This window comes from Novosphingobium anseongense (assembly GCF_037482895.1).
Classification (GTDB): domain Bacteria; phylum Pseudomonadota; class Alphaproteobacteria; order Sphingomonadales; family Sphingomonadaceae; genus Novosphingobium; species Novosphingobium anseongense.
Genome location: NZ_JBBHJZ010000003.1, coordinates 477,802 through 492,749 on the forward strand (window position 1 = coordinate 477,802; position 14,948 = coordinate 492,749).

General features: G+C 67.5%; 13 protein-coding genes and 1 tRNA gene. 10 read left to right on the forward strand and 4 right to left on the reverse strand.

The genetic code is table 11. The features are described 5' to 3' along the window. The 3 genes from WG901_RS16255 to WG901_RS16265 all read left to right on the forward strand — a co-directional run bounded on the left by WG901_RS16255 (position 1) and on the right by WG901_RS16265 (position 3,792). Complete coding sequence (locus WG901_RS16255; RefSeq protein ID WP_339588144.1) at positions 1 to 1,695, forward strand: DUF1592 domain-containing protein; 1,695 nt, start codon at positions 1 to 3, stop codon at positions 1,693 to 1,695. 23 nt (positions 1,696 to 1,718) lie between these two features. Continuing rightward, positions 1,719 to 3,062 carry a DUF1552 domain-containing protein gene (locus WG901_RS16260; protein WP_339588145.1) on the forward strand — a complete coding sequence of 448 codons (1,344 nt, stop codon included), beginning with the start codon at positions 1,719 to 1,721 and terminating at the stop codon, positions 3,060 to 3,062. A 76-nt stretch (positions 3,063 to 3,138) separates the two neighbouring features. Then, positions 3,139 to 3,792, forward strand: coding sequence for a cytochrome b/b6 domain-containing protein (locus WG901_RS16265; protein ID WP_339588146.1), 654 nt, complete (start codon positions 3,139 to 3,141; stop codon positions 3,790 to 3,792). On the opposite strand, the gene WG901_RS16270 is transcribed toward WG901_RS16265, so the two are convergent. The 3 genes from WG901_RS16270 to WG901_RS16280 all read right to left on the reverse strand — a co-directional run bounded on the left by WG901_RS16270 (position 3,778) and on the right by WG901_RS16280 (position 8,035). Next, complete coding sequence (locus WG901_RS16270; protein ID WP_339588147.1) at positions 3,778 to 5,187, reverse strand: PepSY-associated TM helix domain-containing protein; 1,410 nt, start codon at positions 5,185 to 5,187, stop codon at positions 3,778 to 3,780. The two genes, WG901_RS16265 and WG901_RS16270, sit on opposite strands and share 15 nt — an antisense overlap. 3 nt (positions 5,188 to 5,190) lie before the next feature. Further along, positions 5,191 to 7,542, reverse strand: a complete 2,352-nt coding sequence (locus WG901_RS16275) for a TonB-dependent receptor (protein WP_339588148.1) — start codon at positions 7,540 to 7,542, stop codon at positions 5,191 to 5,193. Between the two features lie 91 nt (positions 7,543 to 7,633). After that, positions 7,634 to 8,035 carry a DUF2946 family protein gene (locus tag WG901_RS16280; protein ID WP_339588149.1) on the reverse strand — a complete coding sequence of 134 codons (402 nt, stop codon included), beginning with the start codon at positions 8,033 to 8,035 and terminating at the stop codon, positions 7,634 to 7,636. A 94-nt stretch (positions 8,036 to 8,129) separates the two neighbouring features. On the opposite strand from WG901_RS16280, the gene WG901_RS16285 reads away from it, so the two are divergent. The 4 genes from WG901_RS16285 (at position 8,130) to WG901_RS16300 (ending at position 12,369) form a co-directional block, all read left to right on the forward strand. Further along, positions 8,130 to 9,140 (forward strand): FecCD family ABC transporter permease, encoded by a 1,011-nt coding sequence (locus WG901_RS16285; RefSeq protein ID WP_339588429.1) that lies wholly within the window; start codon positions 8,130 to 8,132, stop codon positions 9,138 to 9,140. Next, positions 9,134 to 9,907, forward strand: coding sequence for an ABC transporter ATP-binding protein (locus WG901_RS16290; RefSeq protein WP_339588150.1), 774 nt, complete (start codon positions 9,134 to 9,136; stop codon positions 9,905 to 9,907). The genes WG901_RS16285 and WG901_RS16290 overlap by 7 nt, the downstream gene beginning before the upstream one ends. Before the next feature lie 82 nt (positions 9,908 to 9,989). Further along, positions 9,990 to 10,784, forward strand: coding sequence for an enoyl-CoA hydratase-related protein (locus tag WG901_RS16295; protein ID WP_339588151.1), 795 nt, complete (start codon positions 9,990 to 9,992; stop codon positions 10,782 to 10,784). 40 nt (positions 10,785 to 10,824) lie between these two features. After that, complete coding sequence (locus WG901_RS16300; RefSeq protein WP_339588152.1) at positions 10,825 to 12,369, forward strand: AMP-binding protein; 1,545 nt, start codon at positions 10,825 to 10,827, stop codon at positions 12,367 to 12,369. Between the two features lie 3 nt (positions 12,370 to 12,372). Here the strand turns inward: WG901_RS16300 and WG901_RS16305 are convergent, their stop codons facing one another. After that, positions 12,373 to 12,825: a helix-turn-helix domain-containing protein gene (locus WG901_RS16305; RefSeq protein ID WP_339588153.1), complete on the reverse strand. Its 453-nt coding sequence runs from the start codon at positions 12,823 to 12,825 to the stop codon at positions 12,373 to 12,375. Positions 12,826 to 13,205: 380 nt separating this feature from the next. On the opposite strand from WG901_RS16305, the gene WG901_RS16310 reads away from it, so the two are divergent. The 3 genes from WG901_RS16310 to WG901_RS16320 all read left to right on the forward strand — a co-directional run bounded on the left by WG901_RS16310 (position 13,206) and on the right by WG901_RS16320 (position 14,944). Further along, a complete protein-coding gene (locus WG901_RS16310; protein ID WP_339588154.1) occupies positions 13,206 to 13,580 on the forward strand; it encodes a hypothetical protein in 375 nt (124 codons plus the stop codon). A gap of 71 nt (positions 13,581 to 13,651) precedes the next feature. Continuing rightward, positions 13,652 to 14,806, forward strand: coding sequence for a glycosyltransferase family 4 protein (locus tag WG901_RS16315; protein WP_339588155.1), 1,155 nt, complete (start codon positions 13,652 to 13,654; stop codon positions 14,804 to 14,806). Positions 14,807 to 14,868: 62 nt separating this feature from the next. Then, positions 14,869 to 14,944: transfer RNA gene (locus WG901_RS16320), tRNA-Thr, on the forward strand. The last annotated feature ends 4 nt before the right edge of the window (positions 14,945 to 14,948 follow it).

Below are 14,948 nucleotides of genomic sequence, written 5' to 3' on the forward strand. Positions count from 1 at the left end.
ATGAACCCTATCAAGCGAATGGCCTGGAGCGTCGCGACCTTGCCGCTGGTCCTGATGGGCTGTGCGGCGAGCGAGGCGCCGAAGACCGCGGCGGTGCAGGACGCGGCGCCAGCGCTGGCGCGGACGCTGCCCGGCCAGCAGATCGTGGCGATGCGGCGCCTGACCGAGGCGCAGTACCGCAACGTCATCGCCGACGTCTTCGGACCCGACGTGGTCGTCGCCGGCCGCATCGAGCCGATCGTGCGACCGGTCCACGAGATGATCGCGAGCGGCGCGGCCGAAGCCTCGATTTCGCCCGCCGGGCTCGACCAGTTCGATGCCATGGGGCGCAACATCGCCGCCCAGGTCTTCGGTGAACAGCGCCGCGCGCAATTCGTGCCCTGCGCGCCCAAGGACCAGAAGGTCGCCGACGCGGCCTGCGCCGCCAAGGTGCTGACGCCGCTGGGCCGTTATCTGTTCCGCCGGCCGATGAGCCCGGCCGAGCAGGCCTTCTTCGTCAAGCTAGCCGGTGACGGCGCCGGGCCGACGGGCTCGTTCCACAAAGGCCTCGAACTCGCGCTCGCGGCGATGCTGACCTCGCCGCGCTTCCTCTATATCGTCGAGACTGCCGAGCCCGATCCGGCCAAGCCCGGCGAACTGCGGCTCGACGCCTGGTCGCGCGCGGCGCGGCTCTCGTTCCTGCTGTGGAACACGACGCCCAACGAAACCCTGCTCAAGGCAGCCGAAGCCGGCAAGCTCACCGACCAGGCGCAGCTTTCGACCTTGGCCGAGACGATGGTCGCTTCGCCACGTTTCGAGCAGGGCGTGCGCGCCTTCTTTGCCGACATGCTGCTGTTCGAGAAGTTCGACGAGCTCTCGAAGGACCCGGTGATCTATCCCTATTTCAATCAGGACGTCGTCAAGGCGCTGCCCGAGCAGATGTTGCGCACGATCACCGATCACCTGGTCGCGCGCCGCGGCGACTATCGCGACCTGTTCACCACCCAGCGCACCTTCATGACGCGCTCGCTGGGCGGGCTCTACCAGGTCCCGGTGGGCCGTTCGGCGGGCTGGGTACCGTACGAGTTCGCACCGGGCGACGATCGCGCCGGGCTGCTCGGCCAGGCCGGCTTCCTCGCGCTCTATTCGCATTCGGGGCGCAGTTCGCCGACTCTGCGTGGGCGTGCAGTGCGCGAGTTGCTGATGTGCGAGCCGGTGCCCAACCCGCCGGGCAACGTCAACTTCACCGCGGTCCAGGAGACGGGCAACAAGGCCAAGCCGACTGCGCGTATCCGCCTGCTCGCCCATGCCACCGATCCCTCGTGCTCGGGCTGCCACAAGATCACCGATCCGATCGGGCTCAGCCTCGAGCGCTTCGATGGCCTCGGCATGGCGCGCAAGACCGAGAACGCGGCGCTGATCGACGCCAGCGGCGAGATGGACGGCAAGCTGTTCCAAGGCGCGATCGGCCTCGGCAAGACGATGGCCGAAAGCTCCTCGACCACGCAGTGCCTGTCGATGCGCGCGCTGTCCTACGCCACCGGCCGTTCGGGCGAGGACGTCTCGAACTACGTCGAGGGACTCGAACGCAAGTTCGCCGCGGGCGGCTACGGCATCCGCGCGCTGTTCAGCCAGATCGCGACGATGCCCGAGGCCTATCAGGTGGTGACCAAGCCGCTCGCGGCACCGACCCACGTCTCGATGCTGACCCAGTAAGACAAGCCCGAAGGACGACCGACATGGCATTCGATCTCAGCCGCCGCACCGCGCTCAAGGGCATGATGAACGGCGCCGCCGTCGCCGTGGGCGTGCCGCTGCTCGACGCATTCCTCGACGGCAACGGTACGGCCCTAGCCGCCACCGGCGCGCAGGTGCCGGTGCGTTTCGGCACCTGGTTCTGGGGCCTGGGCGTCAATCCCAGCCGCTGGTTTCCCGACACGGCGGGCGCGAACTACGACCTCAAGCCCGAGCTCGCGCCGATCAAGGACTATCAGTCGAAGATCAGCGTGCTCGGCAATTTCAACGTGATCCTCGACGGTGCGCCGAACCTGCCGCATGCGAGTGGCGGTCCCGCGATCCGCACGGGCCGCGCGCTGACCGCCGAGCGCGGTCTGCCCGGCGAGAGCTTCGATGTGACGATCGGCGACCAGATCGGCACACGCACGCGATTCCGCTCGCTCGACGCTTCGGCGATCGGTGATCCGCGCAATTCGCTGTCGGGCCGCGGCGGCGGCAATCTCAACCCGTCGGAGACCTCCGCCGCGTCGCTCTACACGCGCATCTTCGGCCCGGGCTTCAAGGACCCGAACAGCGCGAGTTTCACCCCCGACCCGCAGGTCATGGCGCGGCGCTCGGTGCTCTCAGGCGTGACCGAACAGCGCCAGGCGCTCGAAGCCGCGGTCGGCGCGGCCGACAAGCAGAAGCTCGACCAATACTTCACCTCGCTGCGCCAACTCGAGAAGCGCCTCGACGTCGAGCTGACCAAGCCCGAACCGCTGCAGGCCTGCGTCGTTCCCGGTGCCAAGCCCCCCGAGATGACCGCGAGCGGCGACATCGAGGCGGTGATCAAGAACCACGAGATGATGGCCGACATGATGGTCATGGCGCTCGCCTGCGACCAGACTCGCGTGTTCAACATGATGTTCAACAACGGTGCCTCCTCGCTGACGCGGATCGGTTCGACGATCACCCACCACCAGCTCACCCACGAGGAAGTGCTCGACAACCGCCTGGGCTATCAGCCCGAGGCCACCTTCTTCCTGACCAAGATCATGGAAGCTTGGGTCTACTTCATCGCCGCGCTCGACAAGGTTCAGGAGGGCGATCGTACCCTGCTCGACAACACGCTGATCCTCGCGCACTCGGAGACCGAGTTCGCCAAGTTCCATACGATCGACAATATCCCGATGATGCTCGCCGGCCGCGCCGGCGGCCGCGTCAAGTCGGGCCTCTACGTCGACGGCGCCGGTACGCCGGTCAGTCGCGTCGGCCTCAGCCTCCAGCAGATCATGGGCGTCTCGATCGACAAGTGGGGCTCCAAGTCGATGGAAACCAACAAGACCATCAGCGAACTGATCGCCTGAGCCCAGGCATCTGGCCGCTTCGTTTCCGCGACGATGCGCGATATGGTCGATCTGCGGAACCAATGAGGGAGGCACCGTGAAAGTCTGGGATCTACCGACGCGTCTGTTTCACTGGTCCATCGTCCTGCTGGTCGGCTTCTCCTGGTGGAGTGCCGAGACCGGCCAGATGGACTGGCACTACAAGTCCGGGCTCACCGCGCTGATCCTGTTGGTCTTCCGGATTCTCTGGGGCTTCGTCGGCGGCAGCACCGCGCGCTTCGCCCATTTCCTCAAGTCGCCGATGGCAGCCGCGGCCTATCTGCGCCGGCCCAAGGACGCGCCCAAGCAGGGCGGGCACAATCCGCTCGGCGGTTACAGCGTGATCGCGATGCTGCTGGCGCTGGTGGTGCAGGTCGGTACCGGGCTTTTCGCGGTTGACGTCGACGGCATCGAATCGGGGCCGCTCTCCTACCTCGTCGACTTCGACCAGGGCCGCGTCGCGGCCGACGTGCATCACCTGGCCTTCACGCTCGTGCAGATCCTCGTCGTGCTGCACCTGGTTGCGATCGTCTATTACCGCCTGCGCGGGCGCCGGCTGATCGTGCCCATGATCACGGGCCGCGACCGCCAGCTTTCCACCGGTGCGGCGGAAGTCACCGGCGGCGGTGCCTTGCGCGCTGTGGTCGTCCTGGCGATCGCACTGGGCATCGGCTGGTGGGTCAGCCTCGGCGCGCCGCTAGGCGGTAGCTAGGCCCAGCCAGCGCGACGTCGCGGGAAGCCGGCTAAGCACGAGCCGCTCGACCAGCCAGAGCACGATCAGCGACAGCGCGAGCAGCGGCAGCAGCGCCGCCAGTATCAGCACGATCGCCACGACGCCGCGGATGCGCGCCGGTACCGGCGGTAGCGGCGGCGCACCGAGCCTGTCCGCGGGCCTGCGCCGGCGCCACATCACGAAACCGCTGACCGCCAGGGTCACCAGCATAGCCGCCGTGACCACGCCGACGACTTGGTTGATCAGGCCGAAGAGCTGGCCCTCGTGCCAGGCGACGCCGAAACCGACCACGCGGTCGATCGGGTGCTTGTCCGCGAAAGTCTCGCGCGAGGCGATCCGGCCGGTCATCGCATCATAGGTCAGCGTAACGCGCAGCGGCCGGTTCTGCGTGTCCGATCGCACCGACCAGTCGCCGCCGGCCTTCGCGCCGAAGCGCTGCGGCGCGCCGGGCGGGGTAATGATGACGGGAAAGGGCAGGTGTTCGCTCTGGGCGCGCGCGACGATTTCGTCGAGTGTGACCGGTGACATCGTCATCGTATGGCCGTGCGCATGATTGTGGCCAGCGGGCATCGCCACCGGCTCGCCCGTGTTTTCCGCCATCATCGCTGCGTGATCGTGCCCGGCATGTTCGCCCATGTCATCGGCCGACTTGCCGCCCACGGTCCAGTCCTGGCGTCCCTTGACCCAACCCATTTCGGCGCGGACGGCCTTGAAGGCGCTGCCCCAGACATCGGCCCAGGGCAGGCCTGTAACGAGTAGGATCAGGGCGAGGCCAGCGACCCAGAACCCCGTCACCGCGTGAAGATCGCGCCAGAATACCCGCTTGCCCGATGCCAGCCGCGGCCAGACCACTCCCGCTGCGCCGCGCCCTGCGGGCCACCACAGGTAGAGCCCGCTCAGCAGCATGACGATCGCCCAACTCGCCGCGAGTTCGACGACCCAACTGCCGCGCTGGCCGATCAGCAGCTGGCCGTGGATGTCGTGGGCCAGTTGCATGATCCGCCATTCGGGATCGACGATCCCGACCACCTTGCCCTGCGGCGCGACGAAGACGTCGCGCATCGCCCCGCCGGGCAGTCCGACATGGATCAGCGCGGCGTCGCCGCGCGCTTCGGGAACGCGATACGAATGGAAGCGCGCGCCGGGCAGGGCGGCGAGGGCCGCCCCGACCTGATCCTTGACCGACACCGGGCTTTCGACGGCAAGACCTCGGAAGGTGCGCTCCTCCCAGCGTTCGACCTGGGGCTTGAACAGGTAGAGGGCGCCGGTGAGCGCCAGGATCACCATCATCGGCATGACGAAAAGCCCGGCGTAGAAATGCCAGCGCCAGATCGTGCGGTAGAGTGCGGTACGTTCGAGAGCGATATCGGCCATGGCTCAGAGCCTCCAGCCGGCTTCGACCAGGAAGGTGCGTTGCGGATAGGGGTGGAACACCCAGGCACGGTTGTTGGTGAGGTTGTCGACGCCAGCCGACACGCGCAGCTGCTCGGTCATCCGCCAGTTGATCCGCGCGTCGAGCGCGAAGAGTTCCGACGTGAAACCATAGGTATTCCCGCGCTGCAGGCCGAACAGATCGGTGTTGGGCCGGCTGGCATAGCGCATGCCGATCGATCCCTCGACCGCTTGGGTCAGGGCATAGCGCAAGTTGGCGTTGACCCGCCATTTCGGAATGCGCGGGAACTGCACCCCTTGTGCGGCGGGATTGGCTGCGTTCCGCACCGTCTTCGAATCGATGTAGGCGGCGTTGGCGTCGATGTTCAGGCCCGGCAGCGGCCAGTCCTGGGTCTGGGCGATCAGTTCGAAGCCGAACTGGCGGGTCAGGTCGATGTTCTTGTAGGTCGAACTCGACACGCCGAACTGGTTGAAGCCGTAGAACTGGAAGATCGTGTTGCGCACGCGCTGCCAGAAGGCCGAACCGGTCAGCTTGATCGCGCCGAAGTCGTGCGCGATCAGCAGGTTGGCGTCCTTGCTGCGCTCGGGCTTGAGAGCGATGTCGAAGCTGTTCGCATTGAAGCTGCCGTCGCCGTTGAGGCTGCCCTGGAACAGCTCGCCGACGGTCGGATAGCGCGTTGCCATGGCCAGGCTCAGTTGCAGCCGCGTGGCGTCGTCGATCCGGTATTCGAACGACAGGCTGGGATCGAGCGAGTTCGCCCCGCGCGCGGCATAGGCATTGCCCACCGGCGCGCCGGCCGTGTTCAAGCGCGTCAGCCCGCCGTCATAGGCGCGCCAGTCGTCGTAGCGCGCGCCCAGGGTCACGGTAAGCGGATCGAGCAGCAGCCGCGCCTCGGCCCAGGCCGAAAGCTGGCGGGTCTTGCCGAAGGTGCGGGTGGAGAAGGCCTTGCCGGCGTCGCTCGTCCAGTTCGCCAAGGTGTAGCGCGTCTGGTCGGTGCGGTAGGCGTTACCCGTCACGCCCACCGCCAGTTCGCGGCGGTCGGTCTTGTTCTCGATCGCGAGATCGGCGGTCCACCAGCCGGTCGGCCCCTGCGATGCCAGCGTGCCGGCGCCGTTGTTGCGGCCCGTGACGTAACCGTTCGAAGTGAAGCCGTCAGAGCGCGCGATCTGGTAGGTCGAGACCGCGATGCGTGCGGTGGTGTTCTCGGCGATCGGCGCGGCGAGTTTCACGCCCGCGAGGAACTCGTCGCGCAGGGTCTTCGAGAAGACCGCACCCGCGGCCGTGTAGGTTTGCCCGCCAATCGTCACGCGGCCTTCGCAGACCGTGTTGCCCGCGGCGTCGCGCAGATAGCAGTCGGGCGCGGTCTGGCGGTCCTCGTTGTGCCAGTAGGCGAACAGGAACTGGCCCGTCACCGCGCCGTCGTCGTAGCCGAGCTTGAGCTTGGTCTGCGCCTGGGTGATCCGCGCGGGCGACTGCGCGGCGAAGATCGGATTGGTGGGCGAGCCGGGCACCGCCGGCAGGGCCTGCGCGGGCTGGCCGGGCAGCGTGGGGGGCAGGTTCGCGAGACCGGTTCCGGCAGCGATGGCTTCGACCTGCTTCGGATCGACGACGGCGCCGGTCACCGCCGTGCCGGCCGCGCCGGTGGTGGGCACCAAGCCGTACCACATCATCGGCTGGCCCTCGTTGCGGAAGAAGCGGCCGGTCACGCGCAGTGAGAACGGCCCGTCCTTCTGCTTCCAGCCAAAGCCGCCCTCGGCTGCATAGCCATAGTAATCGTGCTTTGTGGCGAACTGGCCGTACGGCTGGACGAAGCCTTGGGCCGTCGCGAAAGCTTCGGTTTCCTTCGGATCGCGCGTCGTGACGTTGACTATGCCCCCCATCGAATTGCCGAGGTAGCGTGAGGAGTAGGGGCCATAGACGATGTCGAACTGCTCGACCTCGCCGGGTCCGACGACTCCCCACTTGGGCGCGAAGCCGAAGCTGTTGCCGAGGAAATTGGAGACAACGAAGCCGTCGACCATCACCAGGGTGCGCGCGCTCTGGCTCGAATGGGTGCCGCGGAAGCCCGGCACGCCGTTGCTGTCACCGGCGTAGCGCTTGCGCACGAAGAAATTGGGCGCGTACTTGATCAGGTCTTCGGTGTTGAAGGCGTTGACCGCGGCGAATTGTTCGGCGCCGAGGCTGACGGTCAGGCCACGCGGCGCGATCTCGACCGGCGCATCCTTCTGACCGACCACGAGGATGTTGTTGTCCGAGGGGGCCTCGGCCGCTTCTTCGGCAAAAGCGGGAGAAGCTAGGCACAGCGCGAGGCTGAGCGCAGAGAGCGAAGTCTTCATCGATGTCTGTTCCGGAAACGCTGGACGGGCGCGTCGTGCGCACCGCAGCCGATCGGCAGGAAACCCGCGCCACGGCGCGGATGGTTGCGGATCAGGCGAGCGTCGGCGGTCCGCGCAGCGGCGGCCGGAGGAACGAAACACGGCGCAGCGGCACCGACGGCGCGGGCGCGAGGCCCAGCGCGAGGATGAAGGCCAGGGCCAGCGCGAGCAGCGCCAGGTCGGCGCCGCCGAGCGCGGGGAAGCCCAGCGCGGCATAGGGACAGGTGTCGGAGCTCTTGGCTTGCGCGTCCTTGCCGTCGTGCGTGCTGGGCACCGTGATCTGCTTGGTGACCGTGCCGCCGCTGGCGTCCGCGCAGATCTCGATCGTCAGGAGCTTGCCGTGCTGGCCCAGCATGTAACCGGCCGGCACTGCGATCTTCAGCGCGAGCACGCAGCACACGAGCATCGCTGCCAGAAGGCGGTGGCGATGGACGAGGGCGCGCAGGGCATGCATGGCCCTGCCCATAGTCCGCTTGTCGCGCCGCGGCAATGCCGGTAACCGCAGCCGCCGGCCGATGCGCCGGACAGAGCCAGGGGGGACCGTGAGCATCGCGTCAATCGAAGTCCATCGCGCCCGTCACCCGGCACTGCTGCCGCTGCTGATCGGTCTGGTGGTGATCGCCGGCCTGGCCTCGCTCGGCCTCGGTGCCGTGCCTTTGCCGCCGACGCGGATCCTCGCCGCGGCGCTGGGCGATGGCGATGCGATCACCCGCACGATCCTGTTCGACCTGCGCCTGCCGCGCGCCGTGGTCGGCCTGCTGGTCGGGGCCATGCTCGGGCTCGCGGGGGCGGTGTTGCAAGGCTACCTGCGCAACCCGCTGGCCGAGCCGTCGGCGCTCGGCGCGTCGAATTCGGCCGCGCTCGGCGCGGTCGCGGCGATATATTTCGGGTTCGCCGAATGGCACGCCGCGGCTTTGCCGGCGCTGGCGATCCTGACCGGGCTCGGCGCGCTGTTGCTGCTTTTTGCGCTCGCCGGCCGTTCGGAGAGCCCGCTGACCCTGATCCTTGCAGGTATCGCGGTTTCGACGCTAGCCGGCGCGGGGATCAGTCTCTCGCTGAACCTCTCGCCCAATCCGTTCGCGGCGATGGAGATCACCACCTGGTTGCTCGGCTCGATCGAGAACCGCTCCAGCCAGCACGTGATGATCGCGCTGCCCTGCATCGCCGCGGGCATCGCGCTGCTTCTGATCGACGGCCGCGCGCTCGATGCTCTCGCGCTCGGCGAGGACGGTGCGCGCTCGCTGGGTTTCGATCTCGGCAGGGTACGGATGCGCGTCCTGCTCGGCGTGGCGATCGGCGTCGGCGGCGCGGTCGCGGTCTCGGGTTCGATCGGTTTCATCGGCCTGATCGTGCCGCACCTCGTGCGTCCGCTGACCGATCGCAGCCCTTCGTCTATCCTGCTGCCCTCGATGCTCGGCGGCGCGGCGCTGCTGACCTTCGCCGACGTGCTCGTGCGGCTGATCCCGACCTCGAGCGAACTCAAGCTCGGCGTCGTCACGGCCTTCCTCGGCGTGCCGGTCTTCCTTGTCCATCTCCTGCGGGAGCGGCGGCTATGGTGACGGTCAGCGTCGAGGGCCTGTCGGTTGCGCTCGGCCGGCGCGAGGTGGTCGCCGGTGTCACGGCGCGGTTCGACAGCGGCGAACTCGTGGGCATCATCGGCCCCAACGGTGCGGGCAAATCCACCCTGGTCCGCGCCATGCTCGGGCTCGTGCCCGCGCATGCGGGGAGCGTCGCGATCGACGGCGTGGCCGTCGGCCGGATGGCCGCGCGCGATCGGGCACGGGCACTGGCCTATCTGCCCCAGGGACAGACACTGCACTGGCCGCTCGACGTCGAGCGGTTGGTCGCCTTGGGCCGCTTGCCGCATCTGGCGCCGCTGTCGAGGATCGGCGCCGAAGACCGTGCCGCCGTGGCCGAGGCGATGGCACGCGCCGACGTCGGCCATCTGTCGCACCGGATCGCCACCGAACTGTCGGGTGGCGAGCGCGCGCGCGTCATGCTGGCACGCGCGCTGGCCGTCGGCGCGCAGGGGCTGGTGGTCGACGAGCCACTGGCAGCGCTCGATCCCGGGCACCAGATCGACGTCATGGAACTGCTGGCGCGCGAGGCCCGCGAGGGGGCGCTCGTCGTGACCGTGCTCCACGATCTGACCATGGCCGCGCGCTACTGCGATCGGCTGATCCTGATGGATCAGGGCCGCGTCGTCGCCGAAGGCGCACCGGCCGCGGTGCTGACCGCGGAAACCTTGCGACGGGTCTATGGCATCAGCGCCAAGGTCGATCTGTCGGGCGAGACGCCGATGGTCGTGCCGCTCGGCCGGGTCTAAATCGTCCCGCCGATAAAGCAGGGCACTGCTGGACAAGCCGGCCCATCGGGCCGTCATTGGCGCCCTGACAAAGGGGAGGCCTATGACCGGCGAACAGGACATTCTCGTCGAACGGATCGGTGCCGTGGCGCGGGTGACGCTCAACCGGCCGGCGCAGATGAACGCGTTCACGCCGCAGATGATGCTCGACCTGCCCGGACTCATCCAGGCCGAGATCGACAGCGGCGCACGCGCGGTAATCCTGACCGGCGCGGGCGACAACTTCTGCGCGGGCGCGAACATCGCTCCGACCGGACAGGCGCCCGCCACCGGTGGCGCAGTAGACGTGCGCGGACAGATGGACGACTGTTACAACCCGCTGGCGCGCTTCTTCGCGGCGCTGCCGGTGCCGCTGATCACCGCGGTCAAGGGCGCGGCCGCGGGGGGCGGGGCATCGCTCGCGCTGTCGGGCGATATCGTCGTCGTCGGACGCTCGGCTTATGTCATGCTCGCCTTTGCGCTGCGGGGGCTGGTGCCTGATGTCGGCGCGACTTGGCTGGTAGCGAGCGCGGTCGGTCGGCTGCGTGCGCTGAAGATGGCGCTGCTTGCAGAGAAGATGTTCGCGCCCGAGGCACTGGCCGCAGGGCTCGTCAGTGAAGTGGTCGACGATGACCTGGTCCTCGCCCGCGCCGAGGAGATCGCCACCCGTCTCGCCGCCATGCCGACCAAGACGCTCGCGGCGATCCGCTCGCAGGTCCAGGTCGCGATCGATCAGGGCTTCGAGGCCTCGCTCGACGCCGAGCGCGACAATCAGGTCATGGTCTCGCTGACGCGCGATTACCGCGAAGGGATCAATGCCTTCAAGGAGAAGCGCAGGCCGGTGTTTACGGGAGAATGAACCGCGTCTATTGCAATATAGAATCTGCAAGGAGCCGCGCGTGACCGATCTTCTCCATCTCCCTATCAGCGTCAGCGATCTCGTGGCTCAGGCGCTATCGCGCGATCTCGACCGGCTCGTCGCGATCGGCCAGGACGGCGAGCGGCTGACTGCGCGGGGTCTTGCCGAGGACATCAGCCGGATCCAGCAGGTGTTCGAAGGGCTTGAATCCAGGCCACGGCGCGCGGCCATGCTCTCGCGCAACCGGCTCGAAATCCTTGCGGTCAACAGTGCGCTCGGTTTCGCCGGCGTGGTGGCGACCGCGCTCCATCCGATGGGCTCGGTCGAGGACTATCTCTACGTGCTCGAGGATGCCGAGGTCGATCTCCTTATCTATGATCCCGGCCACTACGAGCCGATCGCCGCGGCTCTGTCCGAGCGCGCGCCGCGGCTACGACATGTTTTCGCGATGGGGGTAGAAGGCACCGGCCGCAACCTGACCGAAGCCGCGCGCGGCTACACGCCTCGACCGCTGGTCGCGCCGGCCTTTGCACCCGACGCGCTGATGCGGATCGCCTATTCGGGCGGAACCACGGGCAAGCCCAAGGGCATCATGTGCTCGCAGGGCGCTTCGGCCACTTCGGCGCTGATCCAGCTGATGAGCTGGGAATGGCCTAACGAGATCCGCCACCTGATCTGCGCGCCGCTCAGCCATTCTGGCGCGGCCGTGCTGACCTCGGTGCTCGTGCGCGGCGGGCACATGGTCGTGGTCCCGGGCTTCGAGCCGGTGGCGGTAATGCAGGCGATCGAGGAGCACCGGATCACCTCGATCCTGCTCGTGCCGACGATGGTCCTGGCGCTGATCGACCACCCGCGCTTCGGCGAGTTCGACCTGTCGAGCCTCGAGGTCGTGTTCTACGGCGCGTCGGCCTTCCCGGCGGCACGGCTCAAGGATGCGATCGAGCGGATGGGGCCGGTGTTCTTCCAATTCTACGGCCAGGCCGAGGCGCCGATGTCGATCACCGTCCTGCGCCGCGACGAGCACAAGGTCGACGATCCCGAACGGCTGGCGAGCTGCGGCCGGCCGACGCCGCTGGTCCGCGTCGCGCTGATGGACGATGATATGAACGAGGTGCCCGACGGCACGCCGGGCGAGATCTGCGTGCGCGGCCCGCTCGTGAACCTCGGCTACCTCAACAAGCCCGAGGAGACCGCCCAGGCCTTCGCCGGCGGCTGGCTGCACACGGGCGACGTCGCGGTGCGCAGCGCCGACGGCTACCTGCGCATCGTCGACCGCAAGAAGGACATGATCGTGACGGGCGGCTTCAACGTGTTCGCGCGCGAGGTCGAGGACGTGCTGGTCGAGCATCCGGCCGTGCGTCAGGCGGCGGTGATCGGCGTGCCCGATCCCAAGTGGGGCGAGGCGGTCAAGGCCGTGGTCGTGCTCGAACCTGGTGTCGAGGTGAACGCAGAGGTGCTGATCGCTCAGGTGCGCGAACGCAAAGGATCGGTACAGGCGCCCAAAAGCGTGGATTTCGTCGAGGCCCTGCCGGTGACGCCGCTGGGCAAACCCGACAAGAAGGCGCTGCGCAACCGCTACGCCTGAGCCTCAGCTGGCCTTTTCGAGGCTCAGCGAGGCGAACAGGTCCGGGGTGATCTGCGCGAGACGTTCGAGCAACTGGTCGAAGTGACGATCGAGCCGACGGGTCGCGGTCGGTGTCAGCGCCAGGAACGAGCGGCGACGGTCGCTCTCGTCGGGGATCTTCTCGATCCAACCCTGGTCGTGCAGCAACTCGACATAGCGCAGTGCAGTGGTGGGCGGAGCGTGCGAGCCGATGCAGGCGCCGGTGATGCTGGTCGAAAGGCCCTTCGCCTGATGGACGTAAAGGTCGAGCAACATGTCCCAGGCCGGTTCGCCGAACAGCCGGGTGTCTTCGGCCCCGGGACGTTCCTGGCGGCTGCGATAGAGCCACTCGGCGATCAGCGTTCGGGGTCCCGTATCCTCGGCGTCGCGCCGGTCGAAAAGGCGCGGGGATATCTCCATCTGGTCCATGAGTTTCATGCGCTACTCGCTCTGGAGAACAGCTAGGGTAAGGTTGCGCCCGACCGCCAGTCTACTCATGAACCCGGCAATTGGTTCCGAAAAGTTCCGCGTTTGCATCGGAAATGGAGTTATTGCTGGAGCGGTGTCGGTAAGAATAGATTAATTTTATTCAGCGAAATTTTTGTAAATATCTGTTCTTCCAAAAATTACATGGTTAACTTTCTGGCGGTCCTCCTGTGACTTCGCCGCGCTCGCGGTGCAGGGTCTTGCGATCAGCGGTTCGTCGCAATCGGGCTCGGCGGGGGCCAGTGCGGCATTAACCACGAGTTCAGCCGCGGAATGTTTCCTTGCCATGTTGCGATCCGTGCGCCGGGATGCGCGTGTCGAAGGAGAGGGTCATGATCAGGAATTTCCGAAACGCAGCGTTCGTCGCGGCGCTCGCTCTCGGTGCCACGACGCTGGCGACCACGGCCGAGGCGCGCGACCGTTACCGCGACCGCGGCGACGATGCCGCTCTGGCGATCGGTGCGGGCATCATCGGCCTCGCCGTCGGCGCGGCGATCGCCTCGGACCGCGACCGCGGCTACGACCGTTATCATGATGGCGGCTACTATGGCCCGCGGCGTGGCTATGCGGCCTATGGCTACCCGCGCAGCTACTACCCGGCCTATCCGCGCGGTTACTACTACGATCGCGCACCACGCCGCTTCTATCGCAATGATCGCGGCTGGAATGGCAGGGGCTGGGATGGCCCGCGCTATCGCGGCTGGTGAGTCCGGGGATGCGGAGAGGTGGTCCGCCGCCTCTCGTCAGGCGCGTGCGAAGCCGCTAAGGCGCGCTCGATATGCAGACCGCCGACCTTCGCATCGCGCTTTATAGCGGCAATTACAACTACGTCCGCGACGGCGCCAACCAGGCACTGAACCGCCTCGTCGGCTACCTGCTGCGGCAGGGCGCTTCGGTGCGCGTCTATTCGCCGACCACAGACACCCCGGCCTTCCCGCCGACGGGCGATCTCGTCGACGTGCCCGCGACGCCGATCCCCGGCCGCGGCGAGTACCGCTTCTCGCTGGGCCTGTCGCCGCGGCTCAAGCGCGATCTCAAGGCCTTTGCGCCGAACGTCGTCCACGTTTCCTCGCCCGACGTCAGCGGTCACCGCATGGTGTCCTGGGCGCGGTCGCGCAAGCTGCCCGTGCTGGCTTCGGTCCACACGCGGTTCGAGACCTATCTGCGCTATTACAACATGGCCTGGGGCGAGCCGCTGGTCGAAGCCCTGCTGCGCCGCTTCTACCGCCGCTGCGACGCGCTCGTCGCGCCGTCCGAATCGATGGCGCAGTGCCTGCGCGACCAGCGGATGAACTATGACATCGGCATCTGGTCGCGCGGGGTCGATCGCGAGATCTTCGATCCGGCGGCGCGGTCGCTCGAATGGCGTCGTTCGCTCGGCATTGCTGATGATGAAGTCGTGATCGGTTTCCTCGGACGGCTGGTGATGGAAAAGGGGCTCGACGTCATTTCCGACACGATCGACGAGCTCAAGCGTCGCGGCGTGCCGCACAAGGTCCTGGTCGTTGGCGAGGGGCCGGCGCGCGCCTGGTTCGAGGCGCGGTTGCCGGGGGCCTGTTTCGTCGGCTTCCAGGGCGGCGCCGATCTCGCCCGCGCGGTCGCGAGCATGGACATGCTATTCAATCCCTCGGTCACCGAGACTTTCGGCAATGTCACGCTCGAAGCCATGGCTTGCGGACTGCCCGTGGTCGCGGCGATCGCGACGGGCAGCGAGAGCCTGGTCGACGACGGCCGCTCGGGCCAGCTCGTCCGTCCCGGCGCGATCCACCAGTTCGCCGAGGCGCTCAAGGCCTATGTCGAGCAGCCCGACCGCCGGGCCGCCCACGGCGCCGCCGGCGAAGCGCGCAGCCGCGACTTCTCGTGGGACGCGATCAACCAGGAGGTCGCCGACACCTATCTGCGGCTGATCCGCCAGCGCTCCACACAGGGCTGAGGATCGCCACGCGGTGCTTTGACAGGTTCCGCCGGGCAAGCTAGGCAGCCCGGGCACGGCAAGCCGGCTTAGCTCAGTTGGTAGAGCACCTGATTTGTAATCAGGGGGCCACGGGTTCGAATCCTGTAGCCGGCACCATTCC

Excerpts from the sequence above, each read along its gene's own strand:
- WG901_RS16315 (WP_339588155.1), top strand. The coding sequence starts at position 13,652 with ATGCAGACCGCCGACCTTCGCATCGCGCTTTATAGCGGCAATTACAAC.
- WG901_RS16290 (WP_339588150.1), top strand. The coding sequence starts at position 9,134 with ATGGTGACGGTCAGCGTCGAGGGCCTGTCGGTTGCGCTCGGCCGGCGC.
- WG901_RS16255 (WP_339588144.1), top strand. The coding sequence starts at position 1 with ATGAACCCTATCAAGCGAATGGCCTGGAGCGTCGCGACCTTGCCGCTG.
- WG901_RS16305 (WP_339588153.1), bottom strand. The coding sequence starts at position 12,825 with ATGAAACTCATGGACCAGATGGAGATATCCCCGCGCCTTTTCGACCGG.
- WG901_RS16270 (WP_339588147.1), bottom strand. The coding sequence starts at position 5,187 with ATGGCCGATATCGCTCTCGAACGTACCGCACTCTACCGCACGATCTGG.
- WG901_RS16280 (WP_339588149.1), bottom strand. The coding sequence starts at position 8,035 with ATGCATGCCCTGCGCGCCCTCGTCCATCGCCACCGCCTTCTGGCAGCG.
- WG901_RS16295 (WP_339588151.1), top strand. The coding sequence starts at position 9,990 with ATGACCGGCGAACAGGACATTCTCGTCGAACGGATCGGTGCCGTGGCG.
- WG901_RS16275 (WP_339588148.1), bottom strand. The coding sequence starts at position 7,542 with ATGAAGACTTCGCTCTCTGCGCTCAGCCTCGCGCTGTGCCTAGCTTCT.
- WG901_RS16310 (WP_339588154.1), top strand. The coding sequence starts at position 13,206 with ATGATCAGGAATTTCCGAAACGCAGCGTTCGTCGCGGCGCTCGCTCTC.
- WG901_RS16260 (WP_339588145.1), top strand. The coding sequence starts at position 1,719 with ATGGCATTCGATCTCAGCCGCCGCACCGCGCTCAAGGGCATGATGAAC.